The sequence below is a fragment of the Agathobacter ruminis genome, assembly GCF_002735305.1.
GTDB classification, from domain to species: Bacteria; Bacillota; Clostridia; order Lachnospirales; family Lachnospiraceae; genus Roseburia; species Roseburia ruminis.
Genome location: NZ_PDYG01000024.1, coordinates 1 through 17,510 on the forward strand (window position 1 = coordinate 1; position 17,510 = coordinate 17,510).

Below are 17,510 nucleotides of genomic sequence, written 5' to 3' on the forward strand. Positions count from 1 at the left end.
TATGGTGGTTTTCTGCGGCCTCCCCCTTGTCCAGAGTAAAAATTTGAATTTGGTGAAGTCGCAATTTGCGACTTCACGGCTTCAACTTCTTCTCGTGTTAGTTGGAACATAAAATCATCGGGAAATCGTCCAGCATTTCGCTATTCTTTGACTTGTTCTGGATAGATACCTTTTTCTCTGCAATACTCAGAGAATTCTATTTCTGATAAATTTGCTGTCTCTAAAACAACTGTAAACTTATCCTGTCTACTCCATTTATCAGCGTTCTTGTACTTTGTTGTAGCTGATAATCCTCGCTTGTTCTTGGCTTCATCTCGCCATCTGTACAAGGTGTTAATTCCTACACCTGTCCCTTTGGTAATTACCATACCAAAATGGGAGGCGAGTGACAACTACCCTACGTCAGAGGGATCATTATATGACTCGGCACTTCCAAAAGCAACTTATTTAGATTGCTTTTTATTAACGCAACTATTTTAGGTTGCTTTTGTTATCATGATAATATTCTTAAATTTTATAAAACACTATTTCTCTCCGCATCCAATCTCTCCGCCATGTTTTCCTGCACTCCCGGAAACATATGTGCATAATAGTATGTAACCCGTTCACTTTTATGTCCCACTCTTTTTGCTATTTCAAAGGCGGTGTATCCCATATGAATAAGAAGAGATACATGGCTATGTCTCAAATCATGCAAACGTATATCTTTTACACCCGATACTTGAATTCCCTTTTTCAGTTCTTTATATAATCTTTGTCTTGCATACGGAAACAACCTTTCACCATCATTTAATTGACCAACATATTCTTTCAATTGTTTGCATAAGGACACCGGAACAGTTACAGTTCTTATTCCATTTATCGTTTTAGGCTTTGTAATAACCTCTGCTCCATTGATTATCTGAAAAGATTTTGTAATTGATACTGTATGGTGTACAAAATCAAAATCCGATTCTGTCAACGCCAATACTTCTCCTGTTCGAAGCCCGCACCAATAAAGTATTTCCAATGCATAATAGTACTTATTATTATCCTTCATGCTTTCAATAAATCTTAAATACTCTTCCTTTGTCCAATAGTTCACTTCGTTCGCTCGAACAATTCCTATTGGCCCTGCCTTTTTAACCGGATTACCGTTTAAATCATAATATCGTACCGCATGGTTAAATATAGCGCTCAGTTGCGATTGTATCGTTTTTAGATAAGTACCGGAAAGTTCATTTCCTTTTTTATTATGCATTTCAAGCAACTCGTTTTGCCATTTTAGAATGTCCAAGGGTTTAATGCTATTCATTGGCTTATCTTGATAATACGGAAGGATTTTGTGTTTGATCACATACTCCTTTGACCTCCATGTACTTTCCTTTACTCTTGGCCGAATGTCACTTTCATAATTTTTATAAAACTCCCCAAAAGTCTTAGACATATCTTTTTTACAGAGCTCTTTATACTCTGTCTCCCAAGCCTCTGCTTCTTCCTTAGTTTGAAATCCTCGCTTCATTTTCTTTTTGGAATTATTCTCATAGTCCTTGTAAGAAAAATTTGCATCCCATTTCTTTGTTTTCTGATTAAAATACGCTGCCATAATTTATTTCTCCTTTGTAAAAATATATATCAGAAAATAAATATAACAGAAATGAAATTACATGTTTCGTAACCTGCAAACCACTTGAAACAATTCATCATTTTCGTATCACTCAAATACAAAAAAGCCCGCAAGCCCTTTAAATACAAGGGTTTGCGGGCAATAATATCTTTTAGCGGGTCTACTCCATCTCAATCGTTCCAGGCGGCTTACTGGTCAAATCATACATTACGCGATTCACTCCGCGTACTTCATTAATGATTCGGCTCATTACTGTCTGAAGTACCGCAAATGGAATCTCTGCTGCCTCCGCGGTCATAAAGTCGATGGTGCGGACTGCGCGGACTGCGACTGCGTAATCGTAGGTGCGCTCATCACCCATGACGCCGACTGAGCGCATGTTTGTGAGTGCTGCGAAGTACTGGTTCGGCATCCACGGTGCCTCGACACCATTTGCTTCCTTGTATTCGCGTGCAGCTTTGTCCACTTCCTCGCGATAAATGTAATCGGCATCCTGCACCATGCGGACCTTCTCAGCGGTCACTTCGCCGATGATACGGATTCCAAGTCCTGGGCCAGGGAACGGCTGACGGAATACGAGGTATTCCGGAAGACCAAGCTCTAAGCCCACTGCTCGAACCTCATCCTTGAAGAGGTTGCGAAGCGGCTCAATGATTTCCTTGAAATCTACGAAGTCCGGAAGACCACCTACATTGTGGTGGGATTTGATTACAGCGGATTCACCGCCGAGTCCGGATTCTACTACGTCCGGGTAGATGGTTCCCTGTGCAAGGAAATCCACTTTTCCAATTTTCTTTGCTTCTTCTTCGAATACACGAATAAATTCTTCACCGATGATTTTACGCTTGCGCTCCGGCTCTGTGACGCCGGCAAGCTTCGCATAATAGCGCTCCTGTGCATTGACACGGACAAAATTGATATCAAAGTCGCCATTCGGTCCGAATACGCCTTCGACTTCATCTCCTTCATTCTTGCGCAGAAGTCCGTGATCAACGAATACGCAAGTGAGCTGCTTGCCGATTGCTTTTGCAAGGAGAGCGGCAAGTACAGAGGAGTCTACACCTCCAGAAAGTGCAAGAAGCACCTTTCCGTCTCCAACCTTTTCGCGGATTTCTCTAACCGCATTTTCTGCGAAAGAATCCATCTTCCAGCTTCCTGCGGTCTGGCAAATGTTTCGCACAAAGTTGTGGAGAATTTCTTTTCCTTTTACGGTATGTAATACTTCAGGATGGAACTGAATCGCATATAATTTTTTCGCTTCATTTGCATCAGCTGCAACCGGACAATCTGCGGTATGCGCAATGATTTCAAATCCCGGTGCCGGCTTGGAAATATAGTCAAAGTGGCTCATCCAAACAACGGTCTCATCCTCAACCCCTGCAAACAAACTATCCTTCGCACCGTCGATAAAGGTCTCTGTCTTTCCGTATTCACGGACAGGTGCCTTTTCCACTTTTCCGCCAAGAATATGGTTCATCAGCTGTGCGCCGTAGCACAGACCCAAAACCGGAATTCCCAGCTCAAAAAGCTCCTTGGTATATGTAGGAGAATCCTCTTCGTAACAGCTGTTTGGTCCACCGGTTAAGATGATACCCTTCGGATTCATTTCTTTAATCTGTTCGATTGGTGTGCGATAAGAATAAATCTCGCAATATACATTGCATTCTCGCACGCGTCGCGCCACCAGCTGGTTGTACTGGCCGCCGAAGTCAATGACTATGACTTTCTCCTGCTCCATTTTCGTCCTCCTGAAATCTTGTTTCGTTTAATTAACACCTAGTCATTATAGCCTCAGGCATCAATTATATCAAGGAAAATCATTCTATTCGCTCATGATTGGTAACCATGCTTTATTTCTTAGACTGCAGCATATTGTAAAGCCAAACGCCTTCCTCACTCAAATCATCTGTTGTAAATCCACTTGTCTTGCTGCAACTGCTCTTCAAAATAGCTGATGACTCGTCCTTGTTTGAAAGATTCCAACACACATAACTGATTCCATATTCGTCCAAGGTACTAAGCCACTGATTGGCTGAATCTACATCAATTGCCCCATTTCCGCTGGCATCACAGATTCCATACTCTGATACAAAAATTGGCAATCCGGCTTTTGTGGCAGCAACCATGGTATTTCTCAAATCGTCTTTATGCGTTGCTGCATAGAAATGAAGCGCATACATAATGTTATCATATTTTGTGATTGGATCCGCCGCAGCTTCGTTTACAAACTGACTCCAATTCGGTGTTCCGACGATGATAACGGATTCCGGCGCATTTTTTCTGATAACCGGAATCACTGTTTCTGCATAGCTCTTGATAGAACTCCATGAGGTTCCGTTGCAAGGTTCATTACATATCTCATAGATGACATTGTCGTAACTTGCATACTTTGCAGACATCTCATCAAAGAAGGCAATCGCCTGATCTTTATAGGTATTCGGATCATTGTCGTTCAGTACATGCCAGTCGATGATGACATACATCTCGTTCTTTGTGGCAGCTTCCACACCTGCATCCACGATGGACTTTAACCTGGTCTGGTCACCACCGGTGCAGTATCCGTCATATTCTGCGGTATACATTGCAATGCGAAATACATTTGCGCCCCAGCTCTTTAAATCCGCAACTGCTGCCTCATTTACATAATCCGGGAACCATGCAATTCCATGGGTGCTGACGCCCCTCAACTGGATTTGTTTCCCATTTGCGTCGCATAACTTTCTTCCTTCTACATGAAGTTCCATACTCTCTTCCCCCTTATTTTCTGTTGTAGTCTGAGTCTCAGTTTCTTGTTCTGTTGGCTGCTCCCGCGCTTCAGTTTCATCCTCTGACTGCTGTGTTTCTTTTGCTTCCTCAAGCTGCGTTTCGCCGTAGGACGTTTTCCCGCATCCTCCTGCAATTCCACCCAGCAGAGCCAATACCATTACATATGATAATATTTTTCTTTTCATAACGGCCCCCTTTATATCTAATGCTTGATACAATACGAACTTATTATAACGCAATCCGGTGACTCTCACCAGCCTTATGCATCCAGCTTGCTATTCAATTCTGTAAATATATGGTTGTAAAGTACACAAAGGATTGTCCCAAATATATACTGATAGAATTTGTGAATATGTTATTTAGATTTTGAATTTTTGATGCATGCTTTTCACTTGTTAAAATTCTTATGTGAGATATTTTACACTCACAACCAAAGAAAATGAGAGAGAAGCAGGAGGTTTTTATGAACACACCAATTGAAATCGAAACCATTCAAAAGACCACCTTTAAGGTGCGTCCAATTTTCATCGACATCGTACATGAACTCCCATATGAAGGCCCATGTCGTTTTGGAAAAGGCAAGGAATTGGAGCCGGAATTTGATATGATGATCAACGATGAAGCATACAAAGGTTTCTTAATGGGAATCCAGCACAACATGCCGGAAGGCGTGGAAATTCTTGAGCCACATCGCTATCGCAATCACACTGAAAACTGGAGAATCTCTGAGGTTGAAATGCGAAAGCTTTGTGAGGGTCAGGAAGATACAGACTTTTACTTTCTTTCTACAACCGGCCGTACAGGTGAGATGTTTGTAGAATTTGCGCAAATGGTGAATAAGCCGGTTGCATTTATCGGAAACGATTTTGGTATTACTATCAATACATCCGCTATGAAAGCTCGCGGAATTGAATGCTATGCATTCGTAGATTGGGAGTCTGCCAGAAAGCAGCTTCGCGTACTGCGCGCACGCAAAGCACTTGCAAATTTACGCGTGATGTGTGTCACCCGTTTCAACGGCAATCTGTCATATCATTGTGCAAACGATTCCTTCATTGATCTCGAAGACGTACACAAAAAGCTCGGAACCAAATTCCGCTATGTGAATTTACACGAATTAATTGACCAGCTGGCAGAGATTGATCCAACCACAAACTATACCACACCGGGTCGTCATCAGGAAAATATCAACGCCGATGATATGAAAGAAGTGGAAAAGATTGTAGATGAATTGATGAACAATGCGGAAACCCTGGCGATGACAAAGGAAAACATGATTCCGTCCGTTAAGATGTATTACCTGATTCAGAAGTTGATGAAGGCCAATGAGTGCAATGCATTTACAGCTCCATGCCCGGATGCTTGTTCAACCTGCCGTATCAATAAAGAACGCTTCACATTCTGTATTTCACATTCTTTGAATAATGAAAACGGAATCCCAAGTGCGTGCGAGTATGATGTGGCAGCTGTTGTTTCTAAGGCTGCTCTTCAGGCAATTGCAGGAAAGCCTTCCTACATGGGCAATACTGCTGTGCTTACCATGCCGGATGGTTCACTTCCAAATGACGGTGTGATGATGCATTTCAGCAAAGATCACATTGGACAGGAAAAATGGGATCAGTTAAATGGTACTCCAAACATGATTATGACCGGACATTCTGTTGCAAACCGCAAGATGAAGGGATTTGATGCAGATCCGGCTCAGTTTGCAATTCGCCCATTCGCATACAGCGGATTCGGTGTAACCATGCGTCAGGACTTTGATCAGGATGCCGGTCAGCCGGTTACAATGTGCCGTTTCGATGCGACCTGCAACAAGCTTTTCGTATCAAAAGGTGTCTTAAAAGGTGGCTTTGGATATGATATGGACAACTGTACTTTAGGATCCCTGATTCAGGTTGAAGATTCAAAGAGATTCTTTAAGAATCAAATTCAGGTTGGTAATCACATCCCATTTGTCTACGGCGAATATTTTGATGAGCTGGTTGCACTTGGAGAAGCGCTCGGACTTGAAGTATTAATCGGATAACAAGAGGAAATATGATGCTGGATAAAAGTGGAATTATTAAGCGACTTATGCTTTCCAACCAAAAGGCATCAGCAGAAATCAAAGCGTTAAAAGGCCCTGAAAAACCGGGCCTTTTCGCATTTCAAAAACACATACACCAATATGTGCTTGATAAATTTTTGCTCGATGATGAGGAAGGAATTCAAACGGATAATATCAATGAACTGGCAAAAAAGAGTGTGGAAAAAGCAGGAAAACTGAATCCCAATGAAGCCGCACTGCTAGATGTTTCCAAGCATTGTGGCGCCACCAGTTCCTATATGACAAAAAAAGTGTTGTTATATCTTGCTCTGGCGGAGGATCTGGGTGTGAATCTGCAAAAATATGATATGTCTGAAATCGAGACAACAGGGGAACTTGCTGCCCTTTTATATCGTGAAACACAGGCATCAGAGCATGCTTTTGTCTACCTGGACAATGCGGCCACTGCACCGGTGGAAGATGTCGTCATCGATCAAATCAATCAGCGTATCGTCAAATGCAATGCGAATGTGCATCGTGGAATTTATCGGCTTAGCGAGGAAAGTACCGCCACCTACGAAAAAGACCGTGCTGATGTGGCTGTCTATCTCAATGCGACCCCGAATGAAATTGTATTTACTTCCGGTGCTACGGAAAGCTTAAACCAGGCAGCGCGAATCCTGTCAGACTTTGTCAGCGAAGGCGACGAAATTCTAACCACCGTATATGAACATCATTCCAATTTTCTGCCATGGCAGCAATTGGCATTGCGCAAAGGCGCGACACTGATTGTCGCTACCTCCGCAGAAGATCTGGAATCCAAACTCTCGGATAAGACCAGAATCGTCGCCATCACCCATTGTTCGAACGTACTTGGCACCTATTTTGATGTGAAACACATTTGCAAAAAAGCGCGCGAAACCGGCGCAATTTCTGTTGTAGACGGAGCGCAAGCCATCGCACACTCTCATCCGGATCTAAAAGAAATTGATTGCGATTTTTATGCCTTCTCCGGACACAAAATCGGAGCGACCACAGGTATTGGCGTCTTATATATAAAGGATTGTCTAATCAAGAAGCTAAATCCGTCATCCTTCGGAGGCGGAATGGTAAAAAGATGCAGCATCGATGATTGCACTTTCGAAGATGCGCCTTATTGTTTCGAAGCCGGAACGCCTAATTTTGTTGGTGCGACCGGACTTGCAACCGCATTGCGCCATCGCAGCATGCGCGAAGAAGACCTGTTTTTAAAAGAGCAAGGTTTGATGAAGCATTTGGTAAAAGGCCTTTCTGAAATCAAGGGACTTCACCTGCTCTCCGATGCAGCCCTGCACAACCAAAAGCAGGTTTGCGCCTCCTTTACCGTTGAAGGCGCCCATCCCTATGATATAGCGATGCTGCTCGACAAAAAAGGATTTGCCGTGCGCTCCGGTATGCACTGTGCAATGCCGCTGATGACACATCTTGGGATTGAACATGCAGTTCGCGTGTCTCCCTCTTACCGGAATACAACAGAAGAAATAGACCGCTTTTTACAGGCGTTACAGGAGGTATTACTGATATGTTGCAGGAGCGATGGAACTCCATAAAAGAGGAGCTGTTTCAATTTGATGACGAATACACCCGCTATTCGTTTCTCGTGGAATTGTCAGCCTATGTTTCCCCTCATCAGGAGCAGCTGATGCAGCCACAGTATTTGTATGAGGGTTGTCAATCCAAGGTTTGGCTGAAATTAGGACAAAAAAATGGTTGCCTCACGATTGAGGCAACCTCAGATACGATGTTGATTCGCGGAATCCTGTATGTCATCATGGAACTCTACCGTGATGTCCCCCTCTGCGAAATTGCAGAACATCCGATTCCGTTTCTGGAAGAATGCGGTTTCGCCACTCAACTGACTGCCGCACGAAACTCCGGCATCAAAGGGATTCTTGATGAGATAAATATGTTTTGTGCCAGGAATCAAACCACTGTGTAAAAATTCTAATCGCCTTGTGCGGCGGTTCTTCTTTCCATGCCAGAAGGAAGTCCTGTGCGGTAAACTCTTTCACCGTTACGGTTCGCACATTTGGACTGTGGCAAATTGCATGAAGCGAGTTAAATCCTGCTGCCCCATTTCCCATTTCAAGGGACATGGTTTGCTCCTTTAGGCTATCTACAAACTCAATTTTCGGCATAAATCCGGCGCTTTGGCATGCTTTATGCAACAAATCAATTACATAAGGAGCATCATCCTGCTTTGCGTATACAAAAGGAAGTTCAGCGAATTCCGCAAGGGAATGCTCCTTTGTTCCTTCATCCAATTCAAAATCCTTTGGGATCACCAGATAGGTCGGCAATGTGTAAAATACGCAGGAGCTTACTTTCGTGCGTGGCGACAATTCGCATCCCAATGTCAAAATCAAATCCAGCTCATCTGAGTCCAGCTGAAGATTTAATTCCTGAAAGCCTCCGCTTAACACCTTAATGCGTATATTGGGATATGCTTTTTTAAATTCCGAAATCATGTCATGGAATTTCTGATCTAACATCTGTCCATCCAAAACTCCAAGCATGATGGTATATACTTTTTGATCATTCAAAGAACGCGCCTCAGCGATTGCCTTATCAATGATTCCCTGGGTCTGCTGAAATGCAGCAAGCATACACTCTCCCGCCTCTGTCAGGCTTGTTCCCTGAAAGCTATTGCGTGAAAAAAGCTTTACATGCAATTCCTTTTCCAGTTGCACAATATTGCGACTTAACGAAGGTTGCGAAATATAAAGATTTGCCGCTGCTTTTGAAAAGTTTAAACATTTTGCAACTTCCAAAAAGCAATTTACCTGTAATGTAGTCATGACCCCTCCAGCAAATTTACGATAACTAAATTCTATCACAAATCCACCAAAACGCAATTGCCCGGGTGCGCGTTTCGCTTCTATACACGAATTTTTCGCCGGAGAACGAGGACGCTATTTCTTACTGCATCGAATAGCATATTACACCGTGCTCTGCTTCATGGACGAAAATGCCGTCGGTCTAAATTCGCTCTGCTTTACACAACGGCTTGCCAAGTGCAGGTCGCCCCGAATCGCCATCCATGGCTGATGCGGGGCTCAAACTGCCTCCATGCAGTTTGACCTGCACATATATCTTCAGCAGAGCAAAAGACCGACTGACATTTTCTTTAATTCCGCAATCGCACGGGTATATGCCTATTCGATTCAGTCTAGAAATATCGGTCCGGATTCGACGGGAAAAGAAAAATTCGGTAATAGGGGGTGCGAAACTTAGCACCCTTTGTGGTCAATACTACAGGCTGGGGCTGCGTTCACGGCAATTGGTTCGAGTCCCTGGTTCTTGAGGTAAGATTCCCAGTCGGTGAAGACTTGCCCGTCTTCCGTCACGCAAGCCGGAATTCCGATATCGTGAATCTTGATAAGGCGGTCAAACACTTCCGGCATCGTGTCTCTGTAAATCAGGAATTTCTTTAAGTTACGCAAATCAGCCATAATATCCCTGAATTGATATTCCACATTGTAATGTTCAAAATTTGCTTCACATGCCACGCAATCCGGGCACATTTTGCTTCCATATACAGTAATCATATGTTTTCCTCTCTTTCTATAACTATCTTCTATATGAATGTTTTTAAGGGGAAGGCGAATCATGTGGCTCCGAAGTGGATGTATTCGAAGTATTTTAACAGTCAGCAGTAAAAGTGTGGTTAAAGGTAAGAAAGCCGGAAGAGCCTATGTCAATGTTAAAATCGGTAGCAGGACATACAAAGTATACTGATACTCCGGCATCTTCTTAATCTCACGATTTCCCTTTTCAGGAGATAAGATGTGATTTCCTATTTTCAGTTATAGTATTTATTTACTACTGCACCATCTTGCAATTCTATTATTTCATCTGAAAGCAAATCTAATTCTTCTCTATCATGGCAGGCTACGATAATAATCCTTTGATCGTTTTTAAGTTCTAGCAACGCATTCCTAATCTGCTCTACACCGCTCTCATCTAACGCATTAATGGGTTCATCAAGCAGAATTATCTGTGGTTTTTCCATAATTGCAGCTGCAATTCCTAATCGTTGTTTCATTCCTAGTGAATACTTTTTATACTTCTTTTTATCGGCAGGATTTAATCCCACTTGCTCTAAAACTTCGCATATTTCTTGGCTTGCAATCCTATGATTAATATCCGCCAACGCTTTTAAATTCTGATAACCTGTATAAGAATCTATAAAAGACGGATTTTCTATTAAAATGCCAATACTCTCCGGGAAAGACATATCTTTTCCTAATATCCGCCCATCTATTACTACTTCTCCAGTTGTTAACGTAATCAAGCCGCTGATTGCACGCATCAGCATTGTCTTTCCAGAGCCGTTTTTTCCTCGTAAGCCATAAATTTTTCCACCTTCAAAGTGAATATTTATATCTTTTAAAACCTCCGCTTTTTGTATTACTTTACTTGCATTTCTTATCTCTATCTTCATTTTACAACCCGCCAATCTTTTACAAAATATCTTTCTTTCTTATCAATATACACCCACATAAAGAAATCAAAATACATACCATTCCCATGCCAATCAATTCAGTCACATAAGTTCCATCTAATAAGCGATTGACCGAACGAATACTCATTCCATTACCAAAAATCCAAATCGGATTCTCATAAAAAACGCTTGCAATCAAGAAAAAGAATACCACTGCATATGCGACAACATTGTTGAAAGCAAATAGCAACAATAATTCAATCAATGAAATCGTAACAGATGCAATTATAGGCAAAACCATTCCTATCAAACAAAGACCAAATCGATTAAAAACAGAATAATCATTATGTAAAAAGAATCCAGCACTTTCTCTAACGGTAAAAAAATCACCTTCTGCAAATATAGTTACCAGTTCAATCATGCAATAACCTACTATATATAACGCACAGACGATTTCAATTGTCCAAATCACCTTTCCTATCCACCATTTAGTCTTACTTTTGGTTTGTACCAGCAAATTAATTCCATATGTTTTTAAATCATAAACCGGATAATCTGCAACAATATAAGCAACAATGATTTGTAAAATCATCCACTTTGTCGGGATAACAAAATGCGAGCCAAACTCCATTTCCTGACTACAGGGTATGCATCCTTGCATCACATAAACTAAATTTTCAAAAAAAGAGACATTTTCAATATTTCCGCCTCTTGCATTTGCAACTGTAAAAACTGAACATATATAAAAAACAACTGCAAAGACAATAATTTGTTTCCAATTCCCCACTATTCCGGATTGCCAATCATGTTTTATAATGCCTTTCATCTTTCCACCTCGCTTGAATCCATTGGCAATAGCATTTCAATTCGATTCGGCCATCCTGACAATTCAATTCTCCAGTCCTTACCACCTTTGTATATGCTTTCTAACTTCGAATTCACAATTGTGGATGCTGTTATATTTGTCACACTTTTAGGTGAAAAGCTGGCTCCAAAATCTTCACTCAAAACATATTCCACGCCATTGGACCAATTTCCGCATTTTAGCACTGCCTCATAAAAATCCAACGCACTTGCATCTTCACTCGTATCGTTCTTTACTTGAATGGTCGTAATCGCAATTATATCATCTTCACTTAATCCCAAAAATTCCAAATCACTGTCAAGCATTTTGGCGTATGTTTCCGCTGTTACTAATTTAGCTTCTAAAACTGTACATTCCAAACTATCTATCATGACAGTATCTCCAATTTCAATTCTTTGATACTCTCCATCTGGATATAATTTATTTAAAGTTATGAAACGCCAAATATAAATTGAAACTATCGCCAGCATACATATTGCCACTGCCAGTCTCACAAATATCTTACGCCTGTTGCTATTCATACCAATCTTTCCTCATATCTTGTCTTCTCATCGCAATTACATCAATAATCACCATAACCAAACAATATATCATCACCGTTTTAAAAGATACATTTATATACGGCTGCATAGGCATTGTTATTCCTAGTATTGAATAATTGCTTGCTTCTATACATTCTGTAGCAAAATCGATAAATTGCAAAATCAAAAACGGAATCATTAATACTGCAAACTCACTTCTCATATATGAAGAAAGTGAAAGTGCCATAGTGTTTAGAAGCCCAAAAACAATAAAATCTATCACCAAAAATATAAATAGATAGATGTATGGATTCTTATAATATACAACAGAAAACATACAATCACTAAATATCCCTACATAACCAATTCCTGCATACGGTTTGGTTGACGGTAATATTATTGCCACAATTAGTACATTCAATATTTGAGGTACTACTGCTACGACTCCTGCGCTTACAAAAGCAGAAAAATATTGAGCTATATAATAATTGTTTTTCGCAGTTCTTGTAAAAACATTTTTGGTATAACCGTTTTTTTGATCTCTATATAATGTTGTTGCGAATGGAATCGCAGAAAAAATAGGGATAATCATATAGTAGTATAACGAAATTGCACTACTTGCATTGAAGGGGAGTGCATGCTGAAATACCGTATGCGGAAACATAATATCCTTCTTTGAAGTAATTTCCGAAATCGGTTGTAAGAATTCTAACATCGGTAGAACATCGATTATTATTTGAATAATAGAAATACTACACGCCGCCAATAATCCATACAACATCCCTTTGCTTTGAAAGGCACGCCGCATTTCAATTTTAATGTAATTCCACATTATCTACTCCTTTTGAATGCTTGATACTCCCGGGATACTGTAAAACGTCTTATATGAGTCATATAATGTTCCACTTGAAGGATCAACATATATATCCGTTGATTCTATATCCTCGCTACAAACATAATAACCCACTTGTATATTTTTTTCTTCTCCTGGTTGAAGAGTTACTTTAAAAGCATCCTTACCCTCTCCCATGAGGTTACAATAGTTTGGGCTTTCTGAAAGCGGCCTTACTTCCCCATCATAAACCCCCATAAGCCCTATTGTTGATGTATAAAAATCATAATTATTGTCCAGGTTATTGGTTACAACAAAATCAATATATATGATTTTTCCGTTTATCAACTGTCCTTCCTTTTCTTCAGCATCTTCCATTCCTATTTCTTTTTGCCAGCATGTTTCATCACCCTTAATCTCCGAAGACATTTCAATATTTTTTATAAGTATTGTATAGTTCATCCCAATGGCATCGTCCAAAAACTTTGTTTCTTCATTTATGAATTTTATCGTATTCCCATCAAATGAAAGTCCGTCTATTTTTATGGTTTTCCCTTCGGTTTCATCTTCAGTATTCACAGCTGATGTAGAATCCCCTGAATTATTTTTCGTAACGGAGCATGCACTAATACACAAAGCTACAATTCCGCAAATTAACAATATTTTTTTTCTTTTCATATTTCACCTCAAAAAAAGCACTAAACTTGTAGTGCTTTTAATCTATCTCATGCAGTCCGGACTCCATACACCTGATGAATTAAATGACACCCCATTTTTTTAATCATTTCACAATACCCTCCTGTCAATTAATATATGAAGTTTTTTAACACAAATCCATTATAGTATTTCAAATTCTTAATTACAATAACAAATCGGATGCTTAAAACGATTACCATCATGAACTGTGGCGCCATCCCCGCGGAGCGTTTATTTCAGGGGGGGGGAGATTTTCCCCCTGAGACGAGATTATTATAATCCCCCACTTAAAGAAGTGGAGGTCTTCTCACACTGATATGATACACAAATTACATCTTCACACCAAAGAATTATTATATGAAGCAAACGCTACCTACATATGACAAGATTTCCTCAATTTCACGGGCTGTCAGTTGCTCAAGTGTTTCATCCTTTCCGGATCCTTTCACCTTTCGCACAATGAGTTCTCCGAAATTATCATCCCAGGTAGAACCGATTTCAATTTCATAATAGTATTGGTCCTTTGTTTCCTCCAGCGTATACTGATACTCCGGCATCTTCTTGATTTCACGATTTTCCCATTCAGGAATGAAAATATGATTTTCTTCACTTCGATAGCTTAATTCGTATTCCATACAATGATTTCTCCTTGACATTCAAATGCCTGTTTATCTGATTAATCGATTGCTGTCACTTTGTAATCCTTCTCTTCTACTGCTGCCTTTAAAGCTTCATCCGATACATCGCCGGATAAAGTAACCACTGCCGTGTTTGCCTCATGGCTTACTTCTGCCTGGGATACCCCATCCAGTGCTTCTAATGCTTTCTTTACTGTGGCCTCGCAATGTCCACACATCATTCCTTCAATTGTCATTGTCTTTGTCATTTTTGTTTCCTCACTTTCTGTTGTTTGATTCGCCATTTGTTGATTCATAGCAATTTGTTTGATTTTATGATCTTTGGAGGCATTGTATACCTTTACCAGATTTAAGCGTAATGCGTTTGTGACTACGCAAAAGCTTGATAAGCTCATTGCCGCAGCTCCAAACATCGGATTGAGTTTCCATCCCCAGATTGGGAAATAAAGTCCGGCTGCCAATGGAATTCCGATTACATTGTAAAAGAATGCCCAAAACAAATTCTCATGAATATTGGTTAAGGTTTTGCGACTCAATCGGATTGCAGCCGGTACGTCGATGAGTTCGCTCTTCATCAATACCACATCTGCTGCATCAATGGCCACATCCGTTCCCGCGCCGATGGCAATTCCAATATCGGCTCTGGTAAGAGCCGGCGCATCATTGATGCCATCTCCTACCATAGCCACTTTGCCGTACTCTTTTAGCTGGCGGATCACGGCTTCTTTTCCATCCGGCAAGACACCTGCAATCACATCATCCACACCGGCCTGCGCACCAATGGCCTCAGCCGTGCGTCGATTGTCTCCCGTAAGCATTACAACGCGAATCCCCATATTCTGCAATTGCGATATGGCTTCTGCGGAATCAGCCTTGATGGTATCTGCCACCGCAATGATTCCGATTAGTTTATTGTCGTAGGCAAAGAGCAGTGGTGTTTTGCCCTCCGATGCAAATGCATCTGCCTTTTGATAAAGCGCTGTCTGTACAGCAGTTGTAGCTCCGATTATTCCCCTGACATAGGAGAGTGATCCACCCAGCAATGTTTTGCCGGCCAAATTCGCTTGCAATCCGTTGCCCGGTAATGCTTTAAATTCAGATACTTCCTCGACAACCAACCCTTCTTCTTTTGCTTTTTCATTAACTGCTTTTGCCAGCGGATGTTCACTCTTTGCCTCGAGAGATGCAGCCAAACGAATCAACTCCGTCTCTGTGAATTTTTCATCTGCGACCAAAACATCTGTCACAACAGGCGTTCCGTTGGTGATGGTTCCGGTTTTATCTAAGGCAACGATTTGCGTTCTTCCCGCATTTTCCAGCGATACCGCATTTTTAAATAAAATTCCATTTCTGGCGCCTTTTCCATTTCCAACCATAATTGCAACCGGCGTTGCAAGGCCTAGGGCACAAGGACAACTGATGACCAATACAGAAATTCCTCTGGCCAAAGCAAATCCAACTTCTTGCCCTGCGATCAACCAAATGATGATGGTGATGATGGCGATGATGATGACTGTTGGCACAAAGATTCCGGAAACCTTATCTGCAATTTTTGCAATCGGCGCCTTGGTTGCCGCCGCATCACTAACCATCTGAATAATCCGGGAAAGCGTTGTATCTTCGCCGACACGCGTTGCCCGACACTTTAAGAATCCCGACTGGTTCACCGTGGCAGCTGAAACATGATCGCCAGCCTCTTTATCCACCGGAATACTCTCACCTGTCAAAGCAGCTTCATTCACAGCACTTTCGCCCTCGAGCACCACGCCATCCACCGGAATGTTTTCTCCCGGACGCACCACAAAGATATCTCCCTGTACGACTTCTTCAATCGGCACTTCCACTTCAACCGCACCGCTTCCATCTGTTGTCTCTCTCAAGACCACCGCAGTCTTTGGCGCAAGCTTCATCAAACTTTTAAGCGCATCTGTCGTCTTGCCCTTCGAATGCGCTTCAAGCATCTTCCCTACCGTAATCAGTGTCAAAATCATCGCTGCAGACTCAAAATAAAAGTCATGCATATACGCTTCTACCGCAGCTGTATCTCCTGTCATCTGTGCTTTTGTCATCGCAAAAAGCACAAATACACTCCATCCGAAAGAAGCTGCCGATCCCAGCGCAACCAGGGTGTCCATATTTGGAGCACGATGAATCAGGCCCTTAAAACCGCTGATAAAAAACTTTTGGTTGATGATCATTACAATTGCAGATAGCAGCAATTGCAACAATCCCATCGCAACATGATTGCCCTCAAACCATGACGGAAGCGGCCAGCCCCACATCATATGTCCCATGGAAAAATACATTAGCACAATTAAAAAAGCCAATGATGCCAACAACCGCTTGCGCAGCTTCGGTGTCTCGTGATCCTTAAGCGCCTCCTCTGCCTCCGCATAGCGGTTTGCTGCACTGCTTTTCGCCTTTGCATCGCTGCCCTTTACGCTCGCGCCGTATCCGGCATCCTCCACAGCTTTGATAATCTCTGCCTCGCTGACATCACCTTCCACACCCATGGAATTCGTCAGCAGACTAACCGAACAACTCTGTACACCCGGCAAACCATTCACTGCCTTCTCCACACGCGCAGAGCAGGCAGCACAACTCATACCTGTCACATGAAACTGCCGCTGGGGAATATTTGTCTTTATTTCCTCGTTTTGATTCATTGTCTTTACCTCATCAATTTTTGAAGAACTTCTATTAACTCATCCATCGTATCCACGCGATCCGCCTTCAGGTCCTCCGTCACACAGTTTTTTAAATGATTTTCCATCAGGCAACGGTTGAAACTGTTAAGTGCTGCAGTCACTGCCGATACCTGAAGCATAATATCCGGACAATATGCATCCTCTTCCACCATGCCTTTGAGGCCACGAATCTGCCCCTCGATTCTGCTCAGGCGGTTAATCATCTTTTTCTTATCTTCTGCACCGCGCAATGTGTGACGCGCCTCTGCGCATTTCGGACAACTCTTCTTTGAATCGCTCATGGTAATCCCTTTCTTCTCTCGTATGTTATCTCAGTCGGATAAGACCCCTTCCTCTAAGCGAAGCGAAGGTAGGGGTTATAACAAA

17 protein-coding genes and 1 pseudogene are annotated in these 17,510 nt (G+C 41.8%); 3 read left to right on the top strand and 15 right to left on the bottom strand.

The window, feature by feature from the left end; translation table 11 throughout:
* The 5 genes and pseudogenes from CSX02_RS14100 to CSX02_RS05500 all read right to left on the bottom strand — a co-directional run.
* Positions 1-128, bottom strand: a pseudogene (locus CSX02_RS14100) (ORF6N domain-containing protein); the annotation flags it as partial.
* 12 nt (positions 129-140) lie between these two features.
* Entirely contained in the window at positions 141-368 is a 228-nt protein-coding gene (locus tag CSX02_RS13885) for a hypothetical protein (protein ID WP_099385920.1), read from the bottom strand.
* Between the two features lie 146 nt (positions 369-514).
* Positions 515-1,585, bottom strand: coding sequence for a site-specific integrase (locus CSX02_RS05490; protein WP_099385921.1), 1,071 nt, complete (start codon positions 1,583-1,585; stop codon positions 515-517).
* Positions 1,586-1,766: 181 nt separating this feature from the next.
* Positions 1,767-3,344 carry a glutamine-hydrolyzing GMP synthase gene (gene guaA, locus CSX02_RS05495; RefSeq protein WP_099385922.1) on the bottom strand — a complete coding sequence of 526 codons (1,578 nt, stop codon included), beginning with the start codon at positions 3,342-3,344 and terminating at the stop codon, positions 1,767-1,769.
* 112 nt (positions 3,345-3,456) lie between these two features.
* On the bottom strand, positions 3,457-4,557 hold the full coding sequence (locus CSX02_RS05500) for a glycoside hydrolase family 5 protein (RefSeq protein WP_189281369.1): 1,101 nt from the start codon (positions 4,555-4,557) through the stop codon (positions 3,457-3,459).
* Positions 4,558-4,835: 278 nt separating this feature from the next.
* On the opposite strand from CSX02_RS05500, the gene CSX02_RS05505 reads away from it, so the two are divergent.
* From CSX02_RS05505 to CSX02_RS05515, 3 genes are read left to right on the top strand one after another with little or no spacing between them, the layout of a single operon-like run.
* Entirely contained in the window at positions 4,836-6,401 is a 1,566-nt protein-coding gene (locus CSX02_RS05505) for a fucose isomerase (protein WP_099385923.1), read from the top strand.
* A gap of 11 nt (positions 6,402-6,412) precedes the next feature.
* Positions 6,413-7,990, top strand: coding sequence for an aminotransferase class V-fold PLP-dependent enzyme (locus tag CSX02_RS05510; RefSeq protein WP_099385924.1), 1,578 nt, complete (start codon positions 6,413-6,415; stop codon positions 7,988-7,990).
* Positions 7,963-8,379 (top strand): SufE family protein, encoded by a 417-nt coding sequence (locus tag CSX02_RS05515; RefSeq protein ID WP_099385925.1) that lies wholly within the window; start codon positions 7,963-7,965, stop codon positions 8,377-8,379. The genes CSX02_RS05510 and CSX02_RS05515 overlap by 28 nt, the downstream gene beginning before the upstream one ends.
* Here the strand turns inward: CSX02_RS05515 and CSX02_RS05520 are convergent.
* The 10 genes from CSX02_RS05520 to CSX02_RS05565 form a co-directional block, all read right to left on the bottom strand.
* Positions 8,321-9,238, bottom strand: a complete 918-nt coding sequence (locus CSX02_RS05520; protein ID WP_099385926.1) for a LysR family transcriptional regulator — start codon at positions 9,236-9,238, stop codon at positions 8,321-8,323. The genes CSX02_RS05515 and CSX02_RS05520 overlap by 59 nt on opposite strands.
* 432 nt (positions 9,239-9,670) lie before the next feature.
* Positions 9,671-9,988 carry a glutaredoxin domain-containing protein gene (locus tag CSX02_RS05525; protein WP_099385927.1) on the bottom strand — a complete coding sequence of 106 codons (318 nt, stop codon included), beginning with the start codon at positions 9,986-9,988 and terminating at the stop codon, positions 9,671-9,673.
* Between the two features lie 254 nt (positions 9,989-10,242).
* On the bottom strand, positions 10,243-10,884 hold the full coding sequence (locus tag CSX02_RS05530) for an ATP-binding cassette domain-containing protein (protein WP_099385928.1): 642 nt from the start codon (positions 10,882-10,884) through the stop codon (positions 10,243-10,245).
* Between the two features lie 19 nt (positions 10,885-10,903).
* Entirely contained in the window at positions 10,904-11,710 is an 807-nt protein-coding gene (locus tag CSX02_RS05535) for a hypothetical protein (protein WP_099385929.1), read from the bottom strand.
* Positions 11,707-12,219, bottom strand: coding sequence for a hypothetical protein (locus CSX02_RS05540; RefSeq protein WP_207653753.1), 513 nt, complete (start codon positions 12,217-12,219; stop codon positions 11,707-11,709). The genes CSX02_RS05535 and CSX02_RS05540 overlap by 4 nt, the downstream gene beginning before the upstream one ends.
* 43 nt (positions 12,220-12,262) lie before the next feature.
* The gene (locus CSX02_RS05545) at positions 12,263-13,102 is read right to left on the bottom strand and encodes a hypothetical protein (protein ID WP_099385931.1); all 840 of its coding nucleotides are present in this window, start codon (positions 13,100-13,102) and stop codon (positions 12,263-12,265) included.
* A gap of 3 nt (positions 13,103-13,105) precedes the next feature.
* Positions 13,106-13,780 carry a hypothetical protein gene (locus tag CSX02_RS05550; RefSeq protein WP_099385932.1) on the bottom strand — a complete coding sequence of 225 codons (675 nt, stop codon included), beginning with the start codon at positions 13,778-13,780 and terminating at the stop codon, positions 13,106-13,108.
* 371 nt (positions 13,781-14,151) lie between these two features.
* Positions 14,152-14,433, bottom strand: coding sequence for a hypothetical protein (locus CSX02_RS05555; RefSeq protein ID WP_099385933.1), 282 nt, complete (start codon positions 14,431-14,433; stop codon positions 14,152-14,154).
* Positions 14,434-14,474: 41 nt separating this feature from the next.
* Positions 14,475-17,102 carry a heavy metal translocating P-type ATPase gene (locus CSX02_RS05560; protein WP_099385934.1) on the bottom strand — a complete coding sequence of 876 codons (2,628 nt, stop codon included), beginning with the start codon at positions 17,100-17,102 and terminating at the stop codon, positions 14,475-14,477.
* Between the two features lie 5 nt (positions 17,103-17,107).
* Positions 17,108-17,425, bottom strand: a complete 318-nt coding sequence (locus CSX02_RS05565) for a metal-sensing transcriptional repressor (RefSeq protein WP_031544235.1) — start codon at positions 17,423-17,425, stop codon at positions 17,108-17,110.
* Between the last annotated feature and the right edge of the window lie 85 nt (positions 17,426-17,510).

Excerpts from the sequence above, each read along its gene's own strand:
- guaA (WP_099385922.1), bottom strand. The coding sequence starts at position 3,344 with ATGGAGCAGGAGAAAGTCATAGTCATTGACTTCGGCGGCCAGTACAAC.
- CSX02_RS05560 (WP_099385934.1), bottom strand. The coding sequence starts at position 17,102 with ATGAATCAAAACGAGGAAATAAAGACAAATATTCCCCAGCGGCAGTTT.
- CSX02_RS05535 (WP_099385929.1), bottom strand. The coding sequence starts at position 11,710 with ATGAAAGGCATTATAAAACATGATTGGCAATCCGGAATAGTGGGGAAT.
- CSX02_RS05550 (WP_099385932.1), bottom strand. The coding sequence starts at position 13,780 with ATGAAAAGAAAAAAAATATTGTTAATTTGCGGAATTGTAGCTTTGTGT.
- CSX02_RS05530 (WP_099385928.1), bottom strand. The coding sequence starts at position 10,884 with ATGAAGATAGAGATAAGAAATGCAAGTAAAGTAATACAAAAAGCGGAG.
- CSX02_RS05490 (WP_099385921.1), bottom strand. The coding sequence starts at position 1,585 with ATGGCAGCGTATTTTAATCAGAAAACAAAGAAATGGGATGCAAATTTT.
- CSX02_RS05510 (WP_099385924.1), top strand. The coding sequence starts at position 6,413 with ATGATGCTGGATAAAAGTGGAATTATTAAGCGACTTATGCTTTCCAAC.
- CSX02_RS05520 (WP_099385926.1), bottom strand. The coding sequence starts at position 9,238 with ATGACTACATTACAGGTAAATTGCTTTTTGGAAGTTGCAAAATGTTTA.
- CSX02_RS05545 (WP_099385931.1), bottom strand. The coding sequence starts at position 13,102 with ATGTGGAATTACATTAAAATTGAAATGCGGCGTGCCTTTCAAAGCAAA.
- CSX02_RS05515 (WP_099385925.1), top strand. The coding sequence starts at position 7,963 with ATGTTGCAGGAGCGATGGAACTCCATAAAAGAGGAGCTGTTTCAATTT.
- CSX02_RS13885 (WP_099385920.1), bottom strand. The coding sequence starts at position 368 with ATGGTAATTACCAAAGGGACAGGTGTAGGAATTAACACCTTGTACAGA.
- CSX02_RS05540 (WP_207653753.1), bottom strand. The coding sequence starts at position 12,219 with ATGCTGGCGATAGTTTCAATTTATATTTGGCGTTTCATAACTTTAAAT.
- CSX02_RS05565 (WP_031544235.1), bottom strand. The coding sequence starts at position 17,425 with ATGAGCGATTCAAAGAAGAGTTGTCCGAAATGCGCAGAGGCGCGTCAC.
- CSX02_RS05505 (WP_099385923.1), top strand. The coding sequence starts at position 4,836 with ATGAACACACCAATTGAAATCGAAACCATTCAAAAGACCACCTTTAAG.
- CSX02_RS05555 (WP_099385933.1), bottom strand. The coding sequence starts at position 14,433 with ATGGAATACGAATTAAGCTATCGAAGTGAAGAAAATCATATTTTCATT.
- CSX02_RS05525 (WP_099385927.1), bottom strand. The coding sequence starts at position 9,988 with ATGATTACTGTATATGGAAGCAAAATGTGCCCGGATTGCGTGGCATGT.
- CSX02_RS05500 (WP_189281369.1), bottom strand. The coding sequence starts at position 4,557 with ATGAAAAGAAAAATATTATCATATGTAATGGTATTGGCTCTGCTGGGT.